This is a genomic window from Pseudomonas sp. ADAK2 TE3594, from assembly GCF_053628675.1.
Window position 1 is genome coordinate 3,685,340 of sequence record NZ_JBRJGV010000001.1, and the last position, 22,187, is coordinate 3,707,526.

The window sequence follows — 22,187 nt, forward strand, 5'->3', positions numbered from 1 at the left end:
TATCAGCCACCATCGCAGGCAAGCCTGCTCCCACAAAGGGATTGGCGACGGACACAATGTTTGCGAACAACACCGACACTGTGGGAGCGGGCTTGCCCGCGAAGACGGCGGCGCAATCAACATCGATGTCGCCTGACCCACCGCCATCGCGGGCAAGCCCGCTCCCACAGGTTCCGCCGGTATTCGGGCATTATTCAAATACTCGACGGCGCTGCCACGCTTTGCCGCCCTTTGAAGGCCAGCGAAAAACAGAAAAATATCGCCAACGCGAACCCTGCCGGGAACAGCCAGATGTTTTTCCAGTCATGGCTCTCAGCCGACGCATAGTGATCGGTGACCGCCCCGGCCACCCAAAAGCCAATCAGCATGCCCAAGCCGTACGTCGCGAGCGTGATCAAGCCTTGTGCGGAGCTTCTGAAACGCTCCGAGGCTTTGGCATCGGTGTAGATCTGCCCCGAAACAAAGAAGAAGTCGTAGCAGATACCGTGCAAGGCGATGCCGGTGAACAACATGAACGCGAGGTCCCCGTTGTTGCCGTAGGCGAACAACAGGTAGCGCAACGCCCACGCCAGCATTCCCACCAGCAGCGCGATCTTGATGCCGAAACGCTGAATGAACAGCGGCAGGAGCAACATGAACAGCACTTCCGAGACTTGCCCGATCGCCATCTTCGCGGTTGGGTTGGTCACGCCGATTTCTGCCAGGAACGGGTTGGCATTCTGGTAATAAAACGCCAATGGAATGCAGATCAGAATAGAGGCGATGAAGAACACCAGGTAACTGCGATCCTTCAACAAACCCAAGGCGTCCAGCCCCAGTATTTGCTTTAAGCCGACACTGCCCGGCTCAGGTTTGAGCGGCGCGGTACGCGGCAGGCTGAAGCTGTAGACCCCGAGCACGAAGGAGGCGATGGCCGACATCAGAAACGTGTTGCGCAAGCCACCGGATGAGATCGCTTGTTGCGAATCCCAGGCAAACACGAAGCTGATCACCACGCCCGCGACAATCCAGCCGATGGTGCCCCACACTCTGATCCGCGAGAACTCCAGGGCCGGATCGCGCATCTGCCGGAACGCCACCGAATTCACCAATGCCAGCGTCGGCATGTAAATCATCATGTAGGCCAGCACGAACGGGTAAAACCCACTGAAGTCAGGCGCTCGATAGAGTTGCAACAGCAGCACCGCGCCGATCAGATGCAATACCGCAAGAATGCGCTCGGCGTTGAAGTAACGGTCGGCAATCAAACCGATCACAAAGGGCGCGATGATCGCCCCCCAGGACTGCGTCGAGAACGCCATGCCGATCTGCCCGCCACTGGCCCCAAGATTACTGGAGAGGAAGGTGCCGAGGGTTACGAACCATCCGCCCCAGATAAAGAACTGCAGGAACATCATTACGCTTAATCGCGCACTCATCATGGTCATATCAATCACCGTCTTATTGTTTTTTTTGGAGAGAGGGGCAAACAGGGTTTTCAGGCGTCAGGCAAACCCAATAGCCGTCGATTGAAACGCTCGTCAGACGCCACGCTGGCGAAATCATCAAACGCCTTTCGGGTTTTGCTGATCATGTGCTGGCGGATGAAGGCCGCTCCTTCTGCGGCGCCCTGCTGCGAATCCTTCAGGCAACACTCCCACTCCAGAACCGCCCAGCCGGCAAAGTCGTACTGAGTCAATTTGCTGAAAATCGATTTGAAATCGATCTGCCCATCGCCCAAGGAACGGAAGCGGCCAGGCCGCTCGACCCAACCTTGATAGCCGCCGTAGACACCCGAACGGGCGTCGGGCCGGAACTCGGCGTCCTTGACGTGGAACATGCGGATGCGCTCGTGGTAGCGATCGATGAAGCCCAGATAGTCCATTTGCTGAAGCAGCAGATGGCTCGGGTCGTAAAGGATCGCGGCGCGCGGATGGTGATCGACGGCCTCAAGGAAACGCTCGAACGAGGCGCCATCGTGCAAGTCTTCGCCGGGATGGATCTCGTAGCAGAGGTCGACGCCGGCTTGCTCGAAACAATCGAGGATCGGCAACCAGCGCTTGGCCAGTTCGGCAAACCCCTGTTCGACCAGACCGCTCGGGCGTTGCGGCCACGGGTAGACGTAAGGCCAGAGCAACGCACCGGAAAACGTCGCGTGCGCCTTCAACCCCAAGCGTTGGCTGGCCCGCGCGGCGAGCTTCAACTGATCGATAGCCCACTCGGTGCGGGCCTGAGGCTGACCGCGTAAATGCGCAGGAGCGAAGTCATCGAACAACGTGTCGAACGCCGGATGCACCGCCACCAGTTGGCCCTGCAGATGCGTCGACAACTCACTGATCTCGACACCTGCCTGGGCGCAGACAGCTCTCAATTCGTCACAGTAATCCTGACTGTCGGCGGCGCGCGCCAGGTCGATGTATTGCGTGCCCAGGGTCGGCAATTGAATGGCTTTGTAACCCTGCGCCGCGGCCCACTGAGCAATGTTGGCAAGCGTGTCGAAGGGCGCTTCGGCGGACATGAACTGCGCGAGGAAAATACCCGGGCCGCGCAGGCCTGCCGGTGCTTGGGAAGTGTGGTTCACGGGAAGGCTCTCCGGACTCATGGGTTGCAGACCAGTTCGGTCCACTTCGCGTCGCCGCGATGATTGGCGACCACCGCCTCGATGAACGCCATGCCACGCAACCCGACGTCGATGCCCGGCACGCCGGGGGCATCGTTGCCTTCGACGTTGCTGCGGATCGCGGTGGCGAAATCACCATAGAGATTGGCCATGGCCTCGAGATAACCTTCGGGATGCCCGGCGGGCAAACGCATGCGCTGGCTGGCGGCCTCGCATAACCAGGGTTGGCCGACACCGGAACGAAGGATGCTCAACGGTTGATCGAGGGAGCGATGGATCAGGCTCGCGGGCTCTTCCTGACGCCACTCCAGCCCGCCCCTATCGCCATAGACGCGGATCTTCAACGGGTTCTCTTCGCCGGCGCAGACCTGGCTGGCGATCAACACCCCACTGGCCCCGGCGGCCATCTTGAACAGCATCGCCGCGTCATCGTCCAGTTGCCGCCCGGCAATGTGCGAACCCAAGGTTGCGCACACCTGTTCGATGGGTTGGTCCGCGACGAATTCGGCCAGTGAAAAGGCATGGGTGCCGATGTCGCCAATGCAGCCGCCCAACCCGGACTGCTCGGGCTGATCGCGCCAACTCGCCTGCTTGTTGCCCTGCCCGGCCACATCCCGACTCAGCCAGCCTTGCGGGTACTCGACGATGACCTTGCGCACAGCGCCGATCACGCCGCTACGCACCATCTTGCGTGCCTGCCAGACCATCGGGTAACCCAGATACGTATGGGCCAGTCCATAGAGGCGGTCGCTGCTTTTCACCACCGCCTTGAGCGCCAGCAGCTCGGACAGATTCAGTGCCGCGGGCTTTTCGCTGAACACATGAAAACCCGCGCTCAGTGCCTGACTGGCGATCGGCGCGTGCAAGTGATTGGGCGTGACAATGACCAACAGTTCCATGCGCTGGTCGGCGGGCAGTGCGCGCTCGCTATCGAGCATCTGCTGCCAGTCGCTGTAGCAGCGTGAGGCGGACAATCCCAGCGCCGCGCCGGTGTCCTGATTGTTGCAGGCGTCTCGGCTGAATGCACCGCACACCAGTTCAAAACGACCATCGAGGCCGGCAGCCTGGCGGTGGGCTTTGCCGATGAAAGCGCCCTCGCCGCCCCCGACAAACCCCATTCTTATTTTTGCCGTTGCAACATTCATCGCGAATTTTCTCTTGTTCGGGGCGGATTAACGCTTCAGGTTTGACTATGATGTAACCGGTTACATCATGCCGGAAATTTAGGCTCAGTTACTTCAGGTGTCAAACCCGGGATTAAAAATGAAGCTCATTTCAGCGCACGGCCGGACTGCGGTAAGCTCGCCGGCCACGTTTACATCTGCCGGTTCGATAACGAGGTCGTCTTGTCCAATATCCGTGAAGTAGCCCGGCTGGCCGGCGTCTCGGTGGCCACCGTGTCCAGAACGCTGAAGTCGCCCGAGCGCGTACTCCCCGAAACCCGGGACAAGGTCAATGCCGCCGTGGAACAGGCCGGCTACCGGCCGAACCTCATGGCCGTGCAGTTTCGTTCGCGCAGAACCGGCAATCTGGTGATTCTGGTCCCGGCCATCGCCAACACGTTTTTCGCACGGGTGATCAGCGGTGCCCAACAGGCGGCACAGGCGGCCGGATACCGACTGCTGCTGTGCGACACCCAGGGCCGCGAGGAAATCGAGCGAGAATTTGCCGCGCTGGCGTACGCCCACCAGGCCGACGGCGTGATTCAGTTGCGCGCCTACGACCCTTTTGAGTCGCCCTTCCCCAATGGCGAATCACCGCCCTTGGTCAACGCCTGTGAAGTGATTCAAGGCGGGCGGCATCCGACGATCAGCCTCGACAACCGGGCAGCGGCCAAAGCCATGACGGAGCATCTGATCGATCTGGGCCATCGCCGGATCGGCCTGATCAAAGGCCCGAAAAGCAGCCCGCTCACACGCGACCGTGTGGCCGGTTATCAAGATGCATTACTCCAGGCCGGTATCGCCCTGGACGCGCAATTGATCTGCCACGGCGACTTCACGTTGAAGGCCGGTTTTGATGGCGCGGGAATGCTGCTGGAACTGCCCGACCGTCCGACCGCGTTTTTTTGCGAAAACGATGAAATGGCGATCGGTGCGTTGAAGCGCATCAAACAACAGGGTTTGCGGGTCCCCGACGATATTTCGTTGGTCGGTTTCGATGACATTCCGTTCGCGGCCTACTGTGATCCAGCGTTGACGACCATCGCGCAACCCGCCGAAATCTTTGGCCAAAAGGCCGTTGAAATGCTGATCGCCCTCATCGAAAAAAAGCCCATCCCGGACCGCCATGTGGTGCTGCCGTTCACATTAACCGTGCGTAACAGTACGACCGCCCGAAAGGGATGAGGGAGAAATCATGGACATCCAAACCGACCTGCAACGCATCGCACTCCAGGAAGAAACCCTGAAGTTTGAGCGCTTCGACAAAGCGACGGCCTGGGACTTGGGCACCCGTTTGAAAACCGCCTGCGAGGAGCAAGGCGTGTCCGCCACGATTGAGGTCAGGCTGGCGCGGGACACCGTGTTCTTCTACTCGATGCCCGGAACCTCCGCCAGCAATGCCGACTGGGCACGACGCAAGCGAAATATCGTGGAACTGATGGAACTCAGCTCATACCGCGCAGGCCTGTCCTTCAAGCTTCAGGGCGATTCACTCGAAAATTTGATGGGGTTGCCCCTGCGTGATTACGCCGATCATGGCGGCAGCTTCCCGATATCGGTCAAAGGCGTGGGGTGCATTGGCGCCGTCACCGTTTCAGGGCTGCCCCAGCGTGAGGATCATGCCCTGGTGGTTCAAGTGTTGGCACAGATGTGCGGGGCCGACCCGAGCGAACTCGCGCTTGAGGACGAGTAGCGCGCAGTCGCCACCGAGTCTTGCCCATCAATGCCCGCGCCGCTCCCACAAATGAATTAGCAACGTACACAAATTTTGCGAACAACACCGATCACTGTGGGAGCGGGCTTGCCCGCGAAGGCGGCGGCACAGTCAACATTGGCGTCGCCTGACACACCGCTATCGCGAGCAAGTCGGATCGCCGCACCGCCGCTCCCACATGGATTTCGCTTAATTGTCTGGCATTGGGGTCTCCAAACAGATCGATTACTTCGGTTGCGCCACCGTGCGCAAATAAGGTTTCAGCGTTTTGAAGCCATCCGGATATTTCTTCCTGGCGTCCTCATCGGAGACCGAAGTGGGAATGATCACGTCCTCGCCCGGACGCCAGTTCACCGGGGTGGCGACGGTGTGCTTGGCGTTCAGTTGCAGAGAATCGAGCAGACGCAGCACTTCATCGAAGTTGCGCCCGGCACTCATCGGGTAGATCAGCATCGCTTTGACCTTTTTGTCCGGCCCGATGATGAACACTGAACGCACCGTGGCGTTGTCCACGGCAGTCCGTGCGCCGCCACTGGCATTCGGATGAATCATGTCGTAGAGCTTCGCCACCACCAGGTTCTCGTCCCCGATCATCGGATAGTTGACCGCATGCCCCTGGGTCTCTTCGATGTCTTTGGCCCAGGTCTGATGGTTACTGACAGGGTCGACGCTGAGCCCGACGATCTTGGTGTTGCGTTTATCGAACTCCGGCTTGAGCCCTGCCATGTAGCCCAGCTCAGTGGTGCACACCGGGGTGAAGTCCTTGGGGTGCGAAAACAGGATCGCCCACTTGTCGCCGATCCACTCGTGGAAATGCAGCGGGCCTTCGGTGCTTTCGACGGTAAAGTCCGGTGCTTCGTCGCCAATACGGATTGCCATTTTCGTTCTCCTTACTGTTGAGTCGTAGGGAAGCCGCTGGCTGCTCCAACGGCATTCAGGATCTGCGTTGAACCTGTCAACGCGGATCAGTATAGGAGACGCCTGAACACAAGGGAGTTATCGCCGCGCCAACTCTACAGCCCCTGAACGACGGGGCCTTCAAGCCTTCGAGTTGCCTTCGACCGACACCGCAAGCCCGGATGTCCTGGCCAGCCCGTAGTAGAGAATGCCCGGCACCACCAGCCCGACGATCCAGGAAATATCGACGCCGCCAAGCTGCGCGACCATCGGTCCGGAATAGAAATGCGTGTCGACAAAAGGCAGCTGAACCAGCACACCGAAGACGTACACGCTGATCCCCAACACATTCCAGCGGCCATAACGCCCCGCCGGGTCGGACAACGCGGGAATGTCATAGCGCTCTTTGTTGATGAAGTAATAATCCACCAGGTTGATCGCGCTCCACGGCGTGAAGAAGGTCAACAAAAACAGGATGAAGTACTTGAACGTGGTGAGAAACGAGTGCTGCCCCAGCAATGCAAGCGCGGTGGACGCGCCGACAATCGCCAGCACAAACAGCATGCGTTTACCGGCGGATATCTCGAAGCCTCGACGGAAGCCGCTGATGATGGTGGCCACGCACATGAAGCTGCCATAAGCGTTGAGGGTCGACACCGTGACCTTGCCGAACACCATGCTCAAATACAGCAAGGAAGCGATCACGCCGGTACTGCCCAAACCAACGATGGTGGCGACTTCATGCCCGCGAAAACCCGTGCCCGCCAACGCAGCGGCGAATACTCCCAGCACCATGGATGCCTGGGCGCCCAACACCGTCCCCAGGCCTACGGCGGTGAAGGTTTTCCAGGACGAGGTCTTGCTCGGCAGGTAGCGTGAGTAGTCGGCCACATAAGGGCCGAACGCGATCTGCCAGGACGCGGAAAGGGACACCGCCAGCAGGAAAGTGCTCCAGCCGAAATGGCGATTTTCCAGCAACAGGCCGATGTCGTTGAGCGTCATCAACCGGGTAAACAGGTAGACGAAGGCAATGATGCCCAGCACGCTGGCGACCCGTCCGACCAAGTGGATGACCCGATAACCGAAGATCGTCAGAAACGCGATGCAGGAGGCGAAAATCAGGATGCCGGCGCTGTCGCTGACATCGATCAATTGGGCAATCGCCTGCCCCGACAGCACCGCGCCGGTGGCGCTGAAACCGAGGTACATCAGGCACACCAGCACAATCGGGATCGCCGCCCCATAGACGCCGAACTGCACGCGACTGGAGATCATCTGCGGCAGCCCAAGCTTCGGTCCTTGTGCCGCATGCAGGGCAACCACTGCACCGCCGAGCAACTGGCCGATCAGCAAACCAATCAGTGACCAGAACACATCACCGCCCAGCACCACGGCCAGAGCGCCGGTGACGATCGCGGTGATCTGCAGGTTGGCGCCGAGCCACAGGGTGAACTGGCTGTAGAGGCTGCCATGACGCTCGGCCTCGGGAATGTAATCGATCGAACGTGTCTCGATCAGGGGACTTCGCTGCTGACTATCGCTGACCTTGGTCATTACGGTGTTCTCTTCTGAGGGACAGACGGGTACGGATATTTTGTGGCGAGCGAGCTTGCTCGCGCTGGGCGGCGTAGCGGCCCCAAAAGCGACGGCTGCTGCGCAACCGAACGGGGGCAAGCCCCCTCGCCACAAGCAAGCTCCTTCGCCACAATTGATCGCTTGACTGTTAACTGACTGACAGGGCTTTTAACGCTTAGAAGGCCTTGCTGGCACTGGCGACCACGGTGGCAGTGCACAGGTCGCCATAGCCGTACCAGCTCGCGCATTCGCTTTTCGACAGGTCGGTATCGATGTAGCTGAGGCCCCAGGTCACGCCCACGAAATCACGGGTCAGTTTGGCTTCCCACTCGGTGTAGGCATCACGGCTTTCGCCGTTGGCGGACCAGAAAGCCGGGTCTTTGACATCGTTGCGACCCACGCGCAGGTTCAGGCCAATCTCGGCCGGCAATTCGATTTTGTAGCTGAGGTAGGTGTAGAGGGTGTCCTGGTCCTCGCCAAAGAAGTTCGGCGTATCGTTTGAGTAGTTGGCGCCGAGCTTCACGCCATAAACGTCAAGGATGGCGTAGACCTCACTCATGTTGAATTGGCCTTCCTTTGGATAGTCGTACTTGATGTACCCCAGATCCAGACTGATTGCCTCGGTCGCCTGCCAGTAGTAGCCCGCGTAGTACTCGAGTTCCTGCCGGGTTTTGTATGGGGCGCCGAAATCGACATTCGAGGTCCAGGCGCCAATGTACAAACCGCTGCTGTGCACCAGCGTGGCGCCGGCCTGAACCGCCGGATCCCCCAGGGTTTGCGAAATGCCACGCGTGCGGTAGTCACTGAAAACGCCCAGGGTCATGTCCAGGCTGAAGTCATCGTTAAGCGTCAGTGCCTGGCTGGTCAGGGGAGCCAATACAAGGCTGGCAAGGGTCAATGCTGAGCGTACGTTCATACAAGTCTCTTATTTTTATGGATCAGCGGGTGATGTCGGGCACGGCGTTGCCCTGCCCCTCGCAATACGAGGAGCAGGAGCATTTTTTCGGTACTGCCGGCGGGTAGTCGTCAGGACGCGGGCGCGTAAACCTGCTTGCCCGCGAAGAAAGTCTTCAGGACCTTGGTGTCGAACAGTTCGTCGTCGCTGACCTTGAACACATCACGGTCGAGGATGATCAGATCGGCTTGTTTGCCGGGCGCCAGCGAACCAATCTGTTGCTCCAGCCGCAGGGCTTTGGCGGCATTGAGGGTGTAGGCGTAGAACATGGTCTGGCGATCAATGCTTTCTTTGGCATTCAACACACCCAGCGGCCCTTTGCGCGTGCTGGCCTGGGCGATGGCATTCCACGGGTTGGGGCTGGACACCGGCCAGTCACTGCCACCGGCGATGACCGCACCGGCGTTATGCAAGGATCCGGCGGGATACTGATAACCGTAAGCGAACGCGCTGATATACGGTTTGACCAACTCCACCGTGTAAGACTCGCCGGTGGCCCACAGCAGCTGCATGGAAGCGATCACACCAAGCTGCTTGAAGCGCGGGAACTCCTTGGGATTGACCAGTTGCAGGTGCGTGATGCTGTGGGCCATCGGTGTCGGGTTGAGTTTGCGCGCGTATTCAATGCCATTGAGTGACTCACGTACGGCACGGTCGCCGACCGCATGCATGTGCACAATCCAGTCACGCTTCTCCGCCGCCACTACCAATTCACCAAAGTGTGCCGGGTCGATCAGCAACTGACCGTTTTTGTGACTGTTGGTGAACGGAACGATCACCGCTGCCGTCTGCCCTGGAAACTCCAGGACGCCGTCAGCGAAGACCTTGATGCCAGGGAAGCTCAGGTTGGGCACGTCCTCGAATTTCTTCATCACCTTGGCCAGCACTTCCAGATCGGCCGGCCGGCTTTTTGGGTTGGCCAGCAAAAGCGCCGCAACGTGGGCATTGAGCTCGCCCTTCTCCGCCAGTTCGCGGTAAAGCGGTAGAACACCGTAACTCTGTTCGGTGGCCTGGAAATCGAACAGCGAATCACCACTTCCGGCATTCGCTGCCGCGTCCATCCAGGCGGTAACGCCATATTGATTATTGACCTTCACCGCCTCGCGGGCAGCCTTGAGCATGACCTCGTTGCCAGGCGCGGGGATCTGACTGCGTACCTTGTCCCAGCGCGACTCGGCGAACAAACCATTGGGGGTGAAGTCCGCTGCGTGCCCCACGAAGCTGCGGTCCTGTTCCGACAGACCTTTTACCAATGCCGCGTCGATCTTCAGACGCTTGAGCATCGCGTTGTTGGCCCAGCCGGTATGCCCGTCAATCCCGCTGAGGACCACCGGTTGGTCCGCCCAGCGACCTTGATTGAAGCGCTGACCGAGTTCGCGGCTTTTCTCCCAATAGGCCGAACTCACCCCGGCAATGCTGATCACGTCACCGGCCCGTGCCCGTCCCGCTTCATCCTGCTCGATCACCCATTGCTCAAGTTCCGGCAACGGCTTTACTTCATCCAGCAGGTTGGCCCCCTGGCTGTTGAAGGCCGCAACGACCGGGTGACTATGGGTATCAATCATTCCAGGCATCAGCACTTTGCCCGCCAGATCGATTCGTTGCGTCTGGGCATCGGCCAAGGCGTTGATCTCGGCATTGCTGCCCACTTTCAGAATCTTGCCGTCTTGCACCGCCACGGCCTGAACCAGTGCTTGACCGGGTTCGGCGGTAAAGACCTTGCCGTTGAACAGCACAAGATCAGCGGCGGCCATGGCCTGCACCGAGGAAAGGGCCAGGGCTGCGGCCAACAGGTTGGGAATGAATAGTTGCATCGGAACACTCTCTTGTTTTTATTGGGTGGTTCGGGATGTGGACGCTTGTGACAATGCCTTCGGATCGAGTCCAACGAACGGCGCCTTGGCCCACACGATCTTGCCGCCGACCACCGTCAGCAGCACCTCGTTTCGGCCCAGCTCGTCCTCCGGCACCTGCATGAAGTTCTTGTCCAGCACGATCAAGTCGGCGAACTTTCCAACCTCGACCGAACCGACGACAGCCTCCAGTTTCAGCTGCTCGGCGGCGTTCATGGTGATGGTGCGCAGCACGTCAGTGCGCGACAGAGCCGGGTCGGCATTCAACCTGCCGGCATACTTGGGGCCGTAGCTGTGCGGGTTCAGCGGATCGCCTGAACGGGTGACACCGATCTTCAGCGCCAGGAATTCATCGAGCGGGTCGACGGGCCAGTCGCTGCCATAAGCAACCCGGCCACCCGCGCGGCTGATGCTGCCCGATGGTTCCATGCGGGCAAAACGCGTCGGGCCGAGATGATCGCTGGTGCCGTCGACCGTGGACGGCGCCTGCTGAGCCCACTGGAACGACATGTTGGCGGTCACATCGAGTGCCTTGAAGCGTGCATAGTCAGCGGGGTCCACCGACTCGGCGTGGGTAATGGCCGGACGAAAGCCATTGCCAGGCAGTTGCTGGCGCACGTATTCGATACCGTTCAACGAGTCACGCACCGCTCTGTCCCCGGTGGCGTGAAGGTGCGGGTCGAGGCCGGCTTGCACCGCTTGCAACAGCAGCGGATTGAGCACTTGCGGCGGGAAATACAGCTCACCGGTATTCTTGCCAGGCGTCCACTTGGGCGCGGCATCGGTGCCGGCATTGCGCAGGTACGGGGTCAACATTGCCCCGGTATCCGCTGGAGCGTTGATGATGCCGTCCATGAACAATTTGACGTGACGCATGCTCACACCCGGCGCGACTTTGGCTTCGCCCTGGTCGTAGGTGTTGGCCAATGCCTTGGCCTCGGCAATGGTTTTCGCCGGGTCTGCAGCGGCGGCGGCAGGGTCGAGTTTGATCGCCAGCAAGGCCCGAGCGGTCAGCTCGCCCGACTGTCGCAGGGTGGTAAACGCTTTGCCATTTTCAGGCCCCGACAAGGCATCGAAGAAACTGGTGATGCCTTGCTGGCGCATGGCATCGAGCGCCGCGCGGGTCTGGTTGAGTTTTTCTGCGTCGCTGGCTGGCGGCACCACGGCGGCCATGGCATCGGCGGCACCGTCTTCGCAGATACCGGTCGGGTTGCCGGCGCTGTCGCGCACGTACTTGCCATCCCCCGGATTGACCGTGTGCTTGTTGATGCCAGCGACCGCCAGGCCACGGGAGTTGGTCAGCACGGTATGGAAGTCGGTGGAACGAACCTGAATCGGGCGATTGGTCTTGAGTGCATCCAGCGTCGATTTGTCGGGATCGCCGTCGAGCCCGGTCATGCCCATGCGGTCCCAACTGCCCACTTCAAGCCAGACATCGGGGCCCTTGCCCTTGTCGGCATCCAGGCACGCCTGAATGGTTTCCTGGAAAACCTTGCGAGTCATCGTCTGGTATTTCAGGTCGCACAACGTCATGGCGCGACCGCCGTCCCCCGGATGCATGTGCGCATCGACGAAGCCGGGCATCAACATGCGTCCCGCCAGATCGATCAGCTGTGTCTGCGTGCCGATGTACGAGGCAACACCTTCATCGCTGCCGACATAGACGATCTTCCCGCCCGTGACGGCGATCGCCTGTTGCACCGAGTTCTTGCCATCGACGGTGTAGACATAGCCGTTGCGCATCACCATGTCAGCCGGTGTCGAACCCTGTGTCTGACACCCCACCAGCGCCATGCAGGAAAATGCCGTTGTCGACGCAACAGCAATAAACAGCCTGGAAAATTTCAACTGCCTCACCTCTATTTTTATAGTTTTGGAAGTGGCCCGAACAGACGGCCGCAAGCCTCTGATATGCAGGGCATACCCTATAGGGCGCAGGCGTCGGATGGACCTCTACAAATGAGGAGGGGTGAGGCAATTAGATGGCAGGCATCCGATGTGGTGTAGCGGCGAAACCTGTGGGAGCGGGCTTGCTCGCGAAGACGGCGGCACAGTCAACATTGATATCGACTGACACGCCGCTGAACTCGATGACGACTTACTCGCCATCGCGGTCTGCGTGGCGCAGGTCGTAGACACCGAGCATGGGGTTGTTGGCGGCATCTAGGAGGTAGAACGAGGCGGAGTTTTTTTAGCTGCCCTTGGCGACTTGCTCGGCGATGAGGCCTTGGGTGGAGGCCGTGAGGGATTTGATCCAGCCGGCAGCCGGGGCGTCGTGTTGCGGGCCCTTCTCGTCTGTACGAATCCCCAGAAACGAAAAAGCCCAGCTGATCGCTGGGCTTTTGGGTCAATGACACATTCGCCTTAGGCAGAAGCCTTCTCGGTTTTTCGCGCCATCTTGATAGCTTCCGCCTTATCCAGCACGTCACGCTGGGAGGCGATCGCTTTAGACATCGCCACTATAAATACGTCCCGCTTGGTCTCGGGGGAAGCCTTGCAGAAAAATTCAGCCAAAGGACTGGATTTTCCGGTCTTAGCTGCACTCATTTTTCTCTGCCTCGGTTAGGAGCTCGATAAGCTCAAGATGATCATAGGTCTCAGGCAGCCTCTTCTGTCGCTTTTTCTTCGGGGGTCATTTGAAGCTCGCAATTCGTTTGGCTCAACCTAACACTTAGATCGCCTCTAGACCATCCGCCTGCCTGTACGACCCCCAGTGACGCCCCGCCGCCGATTCCGACGACGGCTTCGGACAAATTCTGCGAAGATCTCCCATCAGCTGCTTGCTCGTTTCAATATGTTGCTTGACCTCCACCACACCCATTTCCTCTCGGATGTCGTAATCGGCTAACGCACGCAACTTTTTCTACTTTCTCAGCGATCTACCAATGACTGCAAGACGCTTACCGATGACCCGCGGGGCTTCGTGGAGTGACGGGGTGTAGGCGGCAACGGTGGCGGCCAGTTCTAGGCTAGCCACCACACTTGCGATGACCCACTTCAAACATACGTCAGATGCGTCCTTGGTTTTCAAGGCTCCACCTCGTGTAGGACGCGCGCACAAGATCATTCAACGTCGCCCGAGATCGCTTGTTTAAGCATCCTCATGGTTACGTCCTGAAAGCTACAAAACCTTGCGCCGTTGCCTACGGCTGCACCAGAATCCGCCGGCTTGTGCGCTTTGGGGACACTCGGTAACTTGATTCGTGTCACTGCTCATCAGTGATCGGGTTTAGCAGCCCGTCGTGACGAAGCGTATTTGCATCCAGACAGTCAGGTCATTTCATGCCTGCACTTTATGGTAGCTGTGCGCAGGGCGCCCTCGGGCGCGCCGGGTTCGTCTCCGCCGGTCTGCTAACCTGCACACAGCTGCCACCTTCGTTTAGCAGCGATTCGGTGATGGCTCCATATTGTTGGAGACGTAAATATGTTCAAGGTAACGCCAAACCCACCAGACGCCGATCCGATTTCCCCATACGAACCCGATTCAAAAAAGCTCAATGAGGCCGCCAAACGCGCCCTCGACTTCCACTTCCCGTCGAATGCCGACATCAAAGCCACCGCGCGTACACCCAGCACTATGTTTTCCGTGGCCCCGGAAGCCACAGCCGAAACCCTGGCGGTTTTTTTGGTCGAGACGCTGGCCTCGGTCGATGTGATGGTCCATCAGTTGGTGGATCATCTGGAGGGTGAGTCGCGCTACGCCCTGCTGGGCATTTCAAACAGCATCATGGTGGCGGAGATCACGGCGAACCGGGTGCTGGATAAAATCAATACACCTTAGAAATGTGAGCTGCATTCCCCCTGTAGGAGCGAGGCTTGCCCGCGAAGAACGATAACGCGGTGTGCCAGACCGGACGCCTTCGCGGGCAAGCCTCGCTCCTACAGGGCGCGCGTTGTAGGCGGATTTAATCGCGGCGCGGCGTATCCGCGAGCGAGGTCGCGGAACGCAGCACCGACCCCAGTTCCACCTTGCTCTTCACGCCCAGTTGCAGGTAGCAGTTGCGCAGGTAGGTGCGCACTGTCGCAGGGCTCAACTCCAGGATTTTGGCAATCTCCTTGTAGGAATGGCCGGCGGCAAACAGCATGGCTGCCGTTCGCTCGCGTGGCGCAAGCATCGCCCCGCGCGACTGGGCTTCGAGCGACAGGATAACGTGCTCGCCGTTAGGGCTCAGTGTCAGGGCGCAGCGGCCCAGGCGCATGACGCAGGGTGCCTTTTGCAGTTGCGCGATCACCTGCGCGGGAAGCATTGAACCGTTCCAGCCGGGTAACTCACGTTCAATGGCTGCACACAGCGTTGCCCCCACGTACAGCAAGCTGCCGTCCATGCGCGCGACGCCAAAGTCCGACGCCCCGTTGCCCGTGTCGAAGCGGATCATGTCCTGCACCTGGAATCGCCACAGCTGCAACAGATGGTCGCAGAAGGCCGAAAACAGATCGGCCTCGTTGTCGTTGAAAGCCGAGGCATCAATGCCTCGATAGAGGCAGACGAAGAACATCAAGCCGCTTTCGGGTAACTCGAAGGTGATGCACATCAGGTAGTAGAGGTCGTGGCGCCGAGCGAAGGCGTTCACTTCTTCATTGGGGTCGGTGAAGCCGCTGTCGCGCACGACCTCACCGGGTCGGCTCATGGTGTCTTGGGAGAATTTGTCGTTGCGCGCACACGTGTGCCACTCGGCGGCAAACGACTCGGGCAGATTGATTCGCCCGTGCATCCAGTTTCTGGGCGAAACATCGACGCCTGACCCAGACATCTCGCCCCACCAGGCCGAAGCGAAGGGCACCAGTTGGCTGAATGCCTGCAGGCCGTCTGTGATGAAGCGGGATGCACCGCGATCTCGGGCAAGACGCCCCAGGTGCAATACGCAAAGATTGAATGCCTGCAATGTTGTCATCGACGCCTTGGCACCGACCTCATCACCCTCCTCCATCGTTCTGATCCTGTTCGCTACATGGCGTATTATTTTTTTGACCATGCCATAGGCGCAGTGATTGCGTCCAGCCCCGAGCGCGCAAGCTCGCCCGCCACGGGGCTGGCGGTATTTTCAGACTTTGATTTCACTGGCCGGCATAACATCGATCCGCGCCACGGAGCCGGTCAGGTGCGCCAGATCCTTGTTGTGTTCGGCGATGATGTCTTCGGCGCTCATCGTGCCGTTGTCGATGGTGGAATGGGCGTCAGCCACCAGTACGACGTCGTAGCCCAATTGATGCGCCTGGCGGACGGTAGCGTTGACGCAGTAGTCGGTTTGCAGGCCGCAGATGATCAGGCGGTCGGCGTCCAGCTCTTGCAGCTGTTCATGCAGGTGGGTCTGGTAAAACGAATCCGGGGTGGTTTTGCGCACGCGCAGGTCTTGGGGTGAAGTCTTCAGGCCCTCGGCCAGTTGCCAGCCTTCGCCACCGTATTGCAGCAGGTCGCCCTCTTCTTCGTGCTGGATCAGGATGACCGGCATGTTGGCAGTTCGGGCTCTGGTGCTGAGGTCGTTGATGGTGTCGATGACGCGCTGGATGTCGAAGCATTCATACTCGCCGGTGCACAGCGCGCGTTGGACATCGATGATCAGGAGTGCGGTGCTCATGGCTTCCTTCCTTGATAAGTCGGTGGCTCGGAGACGGATTTCAACTCCCTTCTTCATGTAGCAATTGTCGACCTTACGAGGCTGTGTTCGAGCCCCGTAGGAGCTGCCGAAGGCTGCGATCTTTTGATCTTGCTTTCGCTGACATCAAAGGCAAAAGATCGCAGCCTTCGGCAGCTCCTACGGGGATCGGGGCCACCCAGGGAGCTGAAGTGGCCGGTGATCGCCTGTTTCAGTAACCGAGTGACAACCCGGTATTACGCCGTGGATCGTTCGCGCCATAGAAGCGGTTCTTGCCCACTGGCTTGCCTTCCAGCGAAGGCGCACCTACCAGAATAGCTGCGATATGGTTGGGGTCCTGCGGCCCGGCAAATTTGTGCCCCCAGCTTTCGAGCATCTTCTTGGTGTCCGGGCTGGTGGCGAAGTTCTCCAGGTTGGTTTCTTCCGGCAGCCATTGCTGGTGGAAGCGCGGCGCATCCACCGCTTCCTGGATGTTCATGCCGTAGTCGATCACGTTGAGGATGGTCAGCAGGGTTGCGGTGATGATGCGGCTGCCACCGGGAGTGCCGACGACCATGACGACTTTACCGTCCTTGGTGACGATGGTCGGACTCATCGACGACAGCGGTGCCTTGCCGGGGGCGATGGCGTTGGCTTCGCCCTGCACCAGACCGTACATGTTCGGCACGCCGATTTTCGAGGTGAAGTCGTCCATTTCATCGTTGAGGATGACCCCGGTTTTGCTCGCCATGACGCCGGCGCCGAACCAGTCGTTGAGGGTGTAGGTCACCGACACCGCATTGCCCCATTTGTCGACGATCGAGTAATGGGTGGTATTGCTGCCTTCGTGGGGCGCCACGCCGGGTTTGATCTCGCGGGACACGCCGGCCTTCTGCGGGTCGATGACTTCGCGGATCTTGGTCGCGTAGTTTTTATCCAGCAGATGAGCGATCGGATTTTTCACGAAGTCCGGGTCGCCGAGGTAGCTGTTGCGGTCCACATACGCGTGGCGCATCGCTTCGATCTGGTAGTGCATCGCCTGAGCCGAGCGAAAGCCCAGGTCTTTCATCGGGTAGCCGTCGAGGATGTTCATGATCTCGCAGATCACCACGCCACCGGAGCTTGGCGGTGGCGCCGAGACCACGTGATAGCCACGGTAATCGCACTCGATCGGCGCCAGTTCGCGGGTCTGGTATTTGTCGAGGTCAGCCTGGGTGATGATGCCCTTGTTGGCCTGGCTGGAAGTGACGATAGCATCAGCCACCCAGCCTTTATAAAAACCGTCGGCACCCTTCTCGGAAATTTCCCGCAGGGTTTTGCTCAAGTCTTTTTGTACGAGTTTCTGGCCGACCTGCATCGGTTCGCCATTGCTCAGGAAGATCGAGCCCGAGTCGCGCATGTCTTTCTTGAAGACGTCGGTGGCGTACTCCAGCAAGTCGACATCGCCCTGCTCCAGCACAAAACCGTCTTCGGCAAGTTTAATCGCGGGGGCGATCACTTCCTTGCGGGGTTTGGTACCGTATTTCTTCAGGGCCAGTTCCATGCCCGAGACGGTGCCCGGCACGCCAACGGCAAGATGGCCGCGGGTGCTCAGGTCCGGGATGACGTTGCCCGCTTTGTCGAGGTACATGTCGGGGGTCGCGGCCAGCGGGGCTTTTTCACGGAAGTCGAGGAAGGTCTTGCGCCCGTCCGCCAATTGAATCGTCATGAAACCACCGCCGCCCAGGTTGCCCGCCGCGGGGTACACCACCGCCAGCGCATAACCTACCGCAACGGCGGCATCGACGGCGTTGCCGCCATTCTTGAGCACATCGACGCCGACGTGGCTGGCCAGATGCTGGGCGGTGACGACCATGCCGTTTTCGGCTGCGACCGGGGCGACGGAGGCCGCCTGGGCGGTCAGGCAGCTCAGCGCCAATGCGGTTGCCACGAGCGATTTGGTAAAAGGTTCGAACTTCATGAGTCGGTCTCTTTTTGTTTTTAGGTTCTGTTCAAAAACAGCGGGAACGGTTCAAGAGCAGTAGGCAAGTATGGCTGGGATTGCGTATTGCGCCTCCCCGACGAGGCAGTATGCTGGGCCCCTGTTCAGCACTTTTGCGGAGTCCGCCGGCATGTCCTACACCTTCACCACCCTGGCGTCTCCGGTCGGCGAATTGAAACTGGTCGCGAAAGGCGCGCGACTGGCGGCCATCCTCTGGGAAAACGACAAACCGGGCCGGGTGAAGCTGGGGCCGATGACTGAAGCAGCGGACAACCCGATCCTGGTGCGCACCGCACAGCAGTTGCAGGAATACTTCGCTGGCACGCGTAACCGTTTCGAGCTGGAACTGGACTTTGCCGGGACGGAATTTCAGCAGAAGGTATGGCAGGCGTTACTGACCATTCCGTTTGGCGAAACGCGCAGCTACAGCGAGATTGCCCGGCAGATCGGCAATCCCAGTGCGGTTCGCGCAGTGGGTGCGGCGAATGGCAAGAATCCGATTTCGATTATCGCGCCGTGTCATCGGGTGATTGGGGCGTCGGGGAAACTGACGGGGTTTGCTGGTGGGCTTGAGGCGAAAGAGCGGTTGCTGACGCTGGAAGGGTATGAGTGTCGCGGAGGCGGCAGAATGGACGATTTGTTTATCTAACGGCCCCTACAAAAAGATAGGGAACATAGCAATTACCTAAATCGCCGCCCGTAATTCCCGTGGCGACAAGCCATAGTGTGAGCGAAAGCGCACTGCAAAACGTGAGGCCGAGGCGTAACCGCTGGCACCGGCAATTTCACCGATGGGGCGTGAGGTGGTTTGCAACCATTGCAGCGCCGTCGCCAGCCGAACGTTTTCCAGAATGTTCCTGAAACTGCTCCCTTCATTGGCCAGTTGGCGACGCAACGTCGACTCCCCCAGGTTCAGGTGTTGTGCAACGTGCGCAACAGTCCAGTCTCTCTCCGGGCTGCTCATTACCAGTTGCTGCACCCGTTCGCAGAGTGGATCGTTGCGATCCATCAGCAGCGGTCCGGCCTGGCCGCCGAGGCACAGGCTCAGGAGCACCGCTTCCCCATAGTGGGTGCGTAATGCATCCGGAGCATCCGCATTGATGGCCGCCAATAACTGATCCCATGCCTGTGTGATATGCCTGTCCAGAGGGACACATAGGTCTGTCTTCTGGGCATGGCGATGGCTGATGATCTGCTGGCCATATCGGCTGCTGAAGTTACGCAGTGTCGAACCGGGAAAGGTCACCACATCGGCGATATAGTGACCGTGAAGGCCGGGGAAGTTCGAGATGCCAAGCTCGCGCCCGGCCGGCATCAGAATCAGATGCTGCGGCCCTGCACGCATTTCCCGGTCATCCCATTGCAGCAGTTTTTCCCCCTGCCGCACTCGACACAAGGCGGTAGCGAATATCGGCACCCGTTGCAATGTATGGGGCTGTCGCGCCCGTATGACACACGCATCGATAATGTTTTCCCGGTGCTGTATGCCGACACAAGGGCGCATTGTTCTTAACGTCCGTAAGTTGAAGTGATGGTCGCTTTGGCCAAGGCGTTGGCATTGAGCATATAGCCCACCAAGGCGCCGCTGGCCTGGTTGTCGAGGGGTAGCTTATCGACTTTCAGCGCCCATACGGTGAATTGATAGCGATGCGGCTTATCCCCTACAGGAGGGCAAGCCCCGCCAAATCCCGGTTGGCCATAGTCGGTTCGCCCTTGTACTGCACCGGCAGGCAGGTTCGAGCCAACCCCTCTTGGCAAACTGCTGGTTGAAGCGGGTAAGTTGACCACCGTCCAATGCCACCAGCCGCTGCCGGTCGGCGCATCGGGATCGTAGACCGTGATCGCGTAACTTTTGGTACCCGTCGGGGCGTTGCTCCAGGAAAGCTCGGGCGAAGTATTGCCCCCTTCGCAACCGAAACCCTGGAACACCTCGCGGCTGGTCAACGGGCGGTTTTCAGCAATATCCTGGCTCTTCAGCGAGAAGTCGGCAGCGTGTCCAGTGAGCACGACCCCCATGGTCAATGCGGATAGGATTATTCTGATGTTCATCGTGACCTCATCTGAGTGTTGGCGTGAGGCACGAGTTTAGAGAGAGCAAAGGCTGGTTACTGTGCCGAAATGCTCGACCATTGTGCCTGAACGCTCTCTCGACTCAGAGGGCAATCCAATCCTGCTCAAACCGCTCCGAAGATGTTTTTCATCGCCACATACTGCAGCAGCATGATGGTCTTGGCATCGCAGATCTCCCCGCGATAGAACGCCGCCAGCGCGTCGTCGAACGTCCACTCCAGCACTTCCAGTTCTTCGGTTTCTTCCTCCAGCCCGCCGCCATCACTGACTTTGGAAGAGGCGTCGTACTCGGCGATGAAGAAATGCAGCTTTTCAGTCACCGAGCCGGGGCTCATGTAGGCTTCGAAAACCTTCTGCACATGGTGGACGCGATAACCGGTTTCCTCCTCGGCCTCAGCGCGAATGCGCTCTTCAGGCGCAACGCCTTCCAGCAGACCCGCCGCCACTTCAATCAGCAAACCATCGTGGCCGTTGACGAATACCGGCAGCCGGAACTGGCGGGTCAGCACAACGGTTTTCTTCTCGCGGTTGAACAGCAGAATCGCCGCTCCATTGCCCCGGTCGTAGACTTCGCGAGTCTGACGCTGCCAGTCGCCGTTGTTGCGCAAATAATCGAAAGTGATTTTCTTCAGCAGATACCAGTCGTGGGACAGCACCTGGGACTCGATGATGTTGACCCGCTCGGCTGTGTTCGACATGACAATCCATCCCTATTTTCGTCAGAAAGCGTCCATGTTAGGCGAAAACAGAAAAGCCCGGCGACTGCCGTAATGGCGCTCCCAAGAGAATCTTGAGTCAGAGAAACCTGTGGCGAGGGAGCTTGCTCCCGCTGGGCTGCGTAGCGGCCCCAAAAATCTGACAACCATTGCGATTTTTGTGAGCGCTACGCACTCAAGCGGGAGCAAGGTATCCGTCCGGTCAACACACCTTCCTGACCTTCAGCCAATCTGCTCGAACCGCCGCCTGGTCACGAACAGCCCCGCGCCCACCGGCACGGCAAGGACCGACATCAATCCCAAGTCAAAGCCCAGCAACTGGGTCTGGCTCACTGCAACGCAGCCGATTGCGCCTGCCACCACCAGCGTCACCCCTAGCCACTTGCGCAGCGGGGACGGCTTAAGAAACCGATCAAGTAGAAAGGCCAGCGCCACAACGATGACCGTCTGGGTAATTTCGGACATGTGCAGCCCCACTCAGGTCTTGATGATCAGGGATTCGGAAGAGCGCTGTGGGCCAATCCCACCATTGACCTGCGCCTGGATGCTGACGATTACGTCGCCAGCATGGTAGGTGGGCAGAGCGTCATTGACGTACGAGCGCACACCCGCCGTTACAACAGTACCTGCGGCGACACTGCCTGCAGGTCCGGCTAAACCGCCCACAGTACCGGCAGCGCCACCGAAGGCGGAGGCGGCAAGGTTGGCGACCTTGGTGCGTTGGGCATTGAGGGCATCGCCCTGTTGCCGGGTCAGCGGCTTGGAGATGCCGATCATCATCAGGCACGGCAGGCTCTTGGCCTGCATCTTGTCGTACACCTCGACGACCTTGCTGTTGACCTCATAGTGGGCGCTTTTCGCCTCGCCAAAATGCAGCTCGCGCAGGCGTCCGCGTTCGCTGTCGGTGAGGGTGATCTGCGAGACGTTGAAGACGATCCCGTGATTGCCCATGGATTGGAAAGTCCCTTCGAACTTCATCGCACGCATCCTTTCGAGGCAAAGATGGCGATTCTCTACAAGGAGCGCATTGGATTCAAATCATTTCACCTTGCTGGCAAGGTGTATTGGCCGGGCGCTTACGGAGCAAGCTC

21 protein-coding genes are annotated in these 22,187 nt (G+C 59.3%); 4 read left to right on the top strand and 17 right to left on the bottom strand.

Translation table 11 applies throughout. The annotated features are described in order from the left end of the window. Positions 1-194: 194 nt before the first annotated feature. The 3 genes from AB7M22_RS16300 to AB7M22_RS16310 are packed head-to-tail and all read right to left on the bottom strand — an operon-like array spanning position 195 to position 3,744. Positions 195-1,427: a nucleoside permease gene (locus AB7M22_RS16300; protein ID WP_454187102.1), complete on the bottom strand. Its 1,233-nt coding sequence runs from the start codon at positions 1,425-1,427 to the stop codon at positions 195-197. Positions 1,428-1,477: 50 nt separating this feature from the next. Then, complete coding sequence (locus AB7M22_RS16305) at positions 1,478-2,581, bottom strand: sugar phosphate isomerase/epimerase family protein (protein ID WP_454187103.1); 1,104 nt, start codon at positions 2,579-2,581, stop codon at positions 1,478-1,480. Next, the gene (locus AB7M22_RS16310; RefSeq protein ID WP_454187104.1) at positions 2,578-3,744 is read right to left on the bottom strand and encodes a Gfo/Idh/MocA family protein; all 1,167 of its coding nucleotides are present in this window, start codon (positions 3,742-3,744) and stop codon (positions 2,578-2,580) included. The genes AB7M22_RS16305 and AB7M22_RS16310 overlap by 4 nt, the downstream gene beginning before the upstream one ends. Before the next feature lie 201 nt (positions 3,745-3,945). On the opposite strand from AB7M22_RS16310, the gene AB7M22_RS16315 reads away from it, so the two are divergent. Continuing rightward, entirely contained in the window at positions 3,946-4,947 is a 1,002-nt protein-coding gene (locus tag AB7M22_RS16315) for a LacI family DNA-binding transcriptional regulator (RefSeq protein ID WP_454187105.1), read from the top strand. Between the two features lie 10 nt (positions 4,948-4,957). Continuing rightward, positions 4,958-5,455 (top strand): heme-degrading domain-containing protein, encoded by a 498-nt coding sequence (locus AB7M22_RS16320; protein ID WP_454187106.1) that lies wholly within the window; start codon positions 4,958-4,960, stop codon positions 5,453-5,455. 246 nt (positions 5,456-5,701) lie between these two features. On the opposite strand, the gene AB7M22_RS16325 is transcribed toward AB7M22_RS16320, so the two are convergent. The 6 genes from AB7M22_RS16325 to AB7M22_RS16350 form a co-directional block, all read right to left on the bottom strand. Further along, complete coding sequence (locus AB7M22_RS16325; protein WP_007904854.1) at positions 5,702-6,355, bottom strand: peroxiredoxin; 654 nt, start codon at positions 6,353-6,355, stop codon at positions 5,702-5,704. A gap of 159 nt (positions 6,356-6,514) precedes the next feature. Continuing rightward, complete coding sequence (locus AB7M22_RS16330) at positions 6,515-7,927, bottom strand: purine-cytosine permease family protein (protein ID WP_454187107.1); 1,413 nt, start codon at positions 7,925-7,927, stop codon at positions 6,515-6,517. A gap of 196 nt (positions 7,928-8,123) precedes the next feature. Further along, positions 8,124-8,864 carry a TorF family putative porin gene (locus AB7M22_RS16335; RefSeq protein ID WP_454187108.1) on the bottom strand — a complete coding sequence of 247 codons (741 nt, stop codon included), beginning with the start codon at positions 8,862-8,864 and terminating at the stop codon, positions 8,124-8,126. Between the two features lie 110 nt (positions 8,865-8,974). Next, on the bottom strand, positions 8,975-10,717 hold the full coding sequence (locus tag AB7M22_RS16340; RefSeq protein WP_454187109.1) for an amidohydrolase: 1,743 nt from the start codon (positions 10,715-10,717) through the stop codon (positions 8,975-8,977). Positions 10,718-10,735: 18 nt separating this feature from the next. Further along, complete coding sequence (locus tag AB7M22_RS16345) at positions 10,736-12,604, bottom strand: amidohydrolase (protein WP_454187110.1); 1,869 nt, start codon at positions 12,602-12,604, stop codon at positions 10,736-10,738. 516 nt (positions 12,605-13,120) lie between these two features. After that, positions 13,121-13,303 (bottom strand): hypothetical protein, encoded by a 183-nt coding sequence (locus tag AB7M22_RS16350; protein ID WP_008068377.1) that lies wholly within the window; start codon positions 13,301-13,303, stop codon positions 13,121-13,123. A gap of 877 nt (positions 13,304-14,180) precedes the next feature. Between AB7M22_RS16350 and AB7M22_RS16355 the strand changes: the two genes are divergently transcribed. Then, the gene (locus AB7M22_RS16355; protein WP_008008526.1) at positions 14,181-14,537 is read left to right on the top strand and encodes a DUF6124 family protein; all 357 of its coding nucleotides are present in this window, start codon (positions 14,181-14,183) and stop codon (positions 14,535-14,537) included. 124 nt (positions 14,538-14,661) lie between these two features. Here the strand turns inward: AB7M22_RS16355 and AB7M22_RS16360 are convergent, their stop codons facing one another. The 3 genes from AB7M22_RS16360 to ggt form a co-directional block, all read right to left on the bottom strand. Next, the gene (locus AB7M22_RS16360; RefSeq protein WP_454187111.1) at positions 14,662-15,684 is read right to left on the bottom strand and encodes a helix-turn-helix transcriptional regulator; all 1,023 of its coding nucleotides are present in this window, start codon (positions 15,682-15,684) and stop codon (positions 14,662-14,664) included. A 114-nt stretch (positions 15,685-15,798) separates the two neighbouring features. After that, the gene (locus tag AB7M22_RS16365) at positions 15,799-16,332 is read right to left on the bottom strand and encodes a cysteine hydrolase family protein (protein WP_454187112.1); all 534 of its coding nucleotides are present in this window, start codon (positions 16,330-16,332) and stop codon (positions 15,799-15,801) included. Between the two features lie 229 nt (positions 16,333-16,561). Further along, positions 16,562-18,289, bottom strand: a complete 1,728-nt coding sequence (gene ggt, locus AB7M22_RS16370; RefSeq protein WP_454187113.1) for a gamma-glutamyltransferase — start codon at positions 18,287-18,289, stop codon at positions 16,562-16,564. A gap of 151 nt (positions 18,290-18,440) precedes the next feature. Here ggt and AB7M22_RS16375 point away from each other — a divergent pair, with 151 nt between their 5' ends. Next, a complete protein-coding gene (locus AB7M22_RS16375) occupies positions 18,441-18,959 on the top strand; it encodes a methylated-DNA--[protein]-cysteine S-methyltransferase (protein WP_454187114.1) in 519 nt (172 codons plus the stop codon). A 36-nt stretch (positions 18,960-18,995) separates the two neighbouring features. Here the strand turns inward: AB7M22_RS16375 and AB7M22_RS16380 are convergent, their stop codons facing one another. The 5 genes from AB7M22_RS16380 to AB7M22_RS16400 all read right to left on the bottom strand — a co-directional run bounded on the left by AB7M22_RS16380 (position 18,996) and on the right by AB7M22_RS16400 (position 22,074). Beyond that, positions 18,996-19,814: a helix-turn-helix transcriptional regulator gene (locus AB7M22_RS16380; RefSeq protein ID WP_454187115.1), complete on the bottom strand. Its 819-nt coding sequence runs from the start codon at positions 19,812-19,814 to the stop codon at positions 18,996-18,998. A gap of 5 nt (positions 19,815-19,819) precedes the next feature. After that, positions 19,820-20,359: a kinase inhibitor gene (locus AB7M22_RS16385; RefSeq protein ID WP_454187116.1), complete on the bottom strand. Its 540-nt coding sequence runs from the start codon at positions 20,357-20,359 to the stop codon at positions 19,820-19,822. Between the two features lie 125 nt (positions 20,360-20,484). Then, entirely contained in the window at positions 20,485-21,078 is a 594-nt protein-coding gene (locus tag AB7M22_RS16390) for an NUDIX domain-containing protein (RefSeq protein WP_454187117.1), read from the bottom strand. A 240-nt stretch (positions 21,079-21,318) separates the two neighbouring features. Continuing rightward, positions 21,319-21,561: a hypothetical protein gene (locus AB7M22_RS16395; protein WP_454187118.1), complete on the bottom strand. Its 243-nt coding sequence runs from the start codon at positions 21,559-21,561 to the stop codon at positions 21,319-21,321. A gap of 12 nt (positions 21,562-21,573) precedes the next feature. Further along, positions 21,574-22,074 (bottom strand): hypothetical protein, encoded by a 501-nt coding sequence (locus AB7M22_RS16400; protein WP_454187119.1) that lies wholly within the window; start codon positions 22,072-22,074, stop codon positions 21,574-21,576. Positions 22,075-22,187 lie beyond the last annotated feature (113 nt).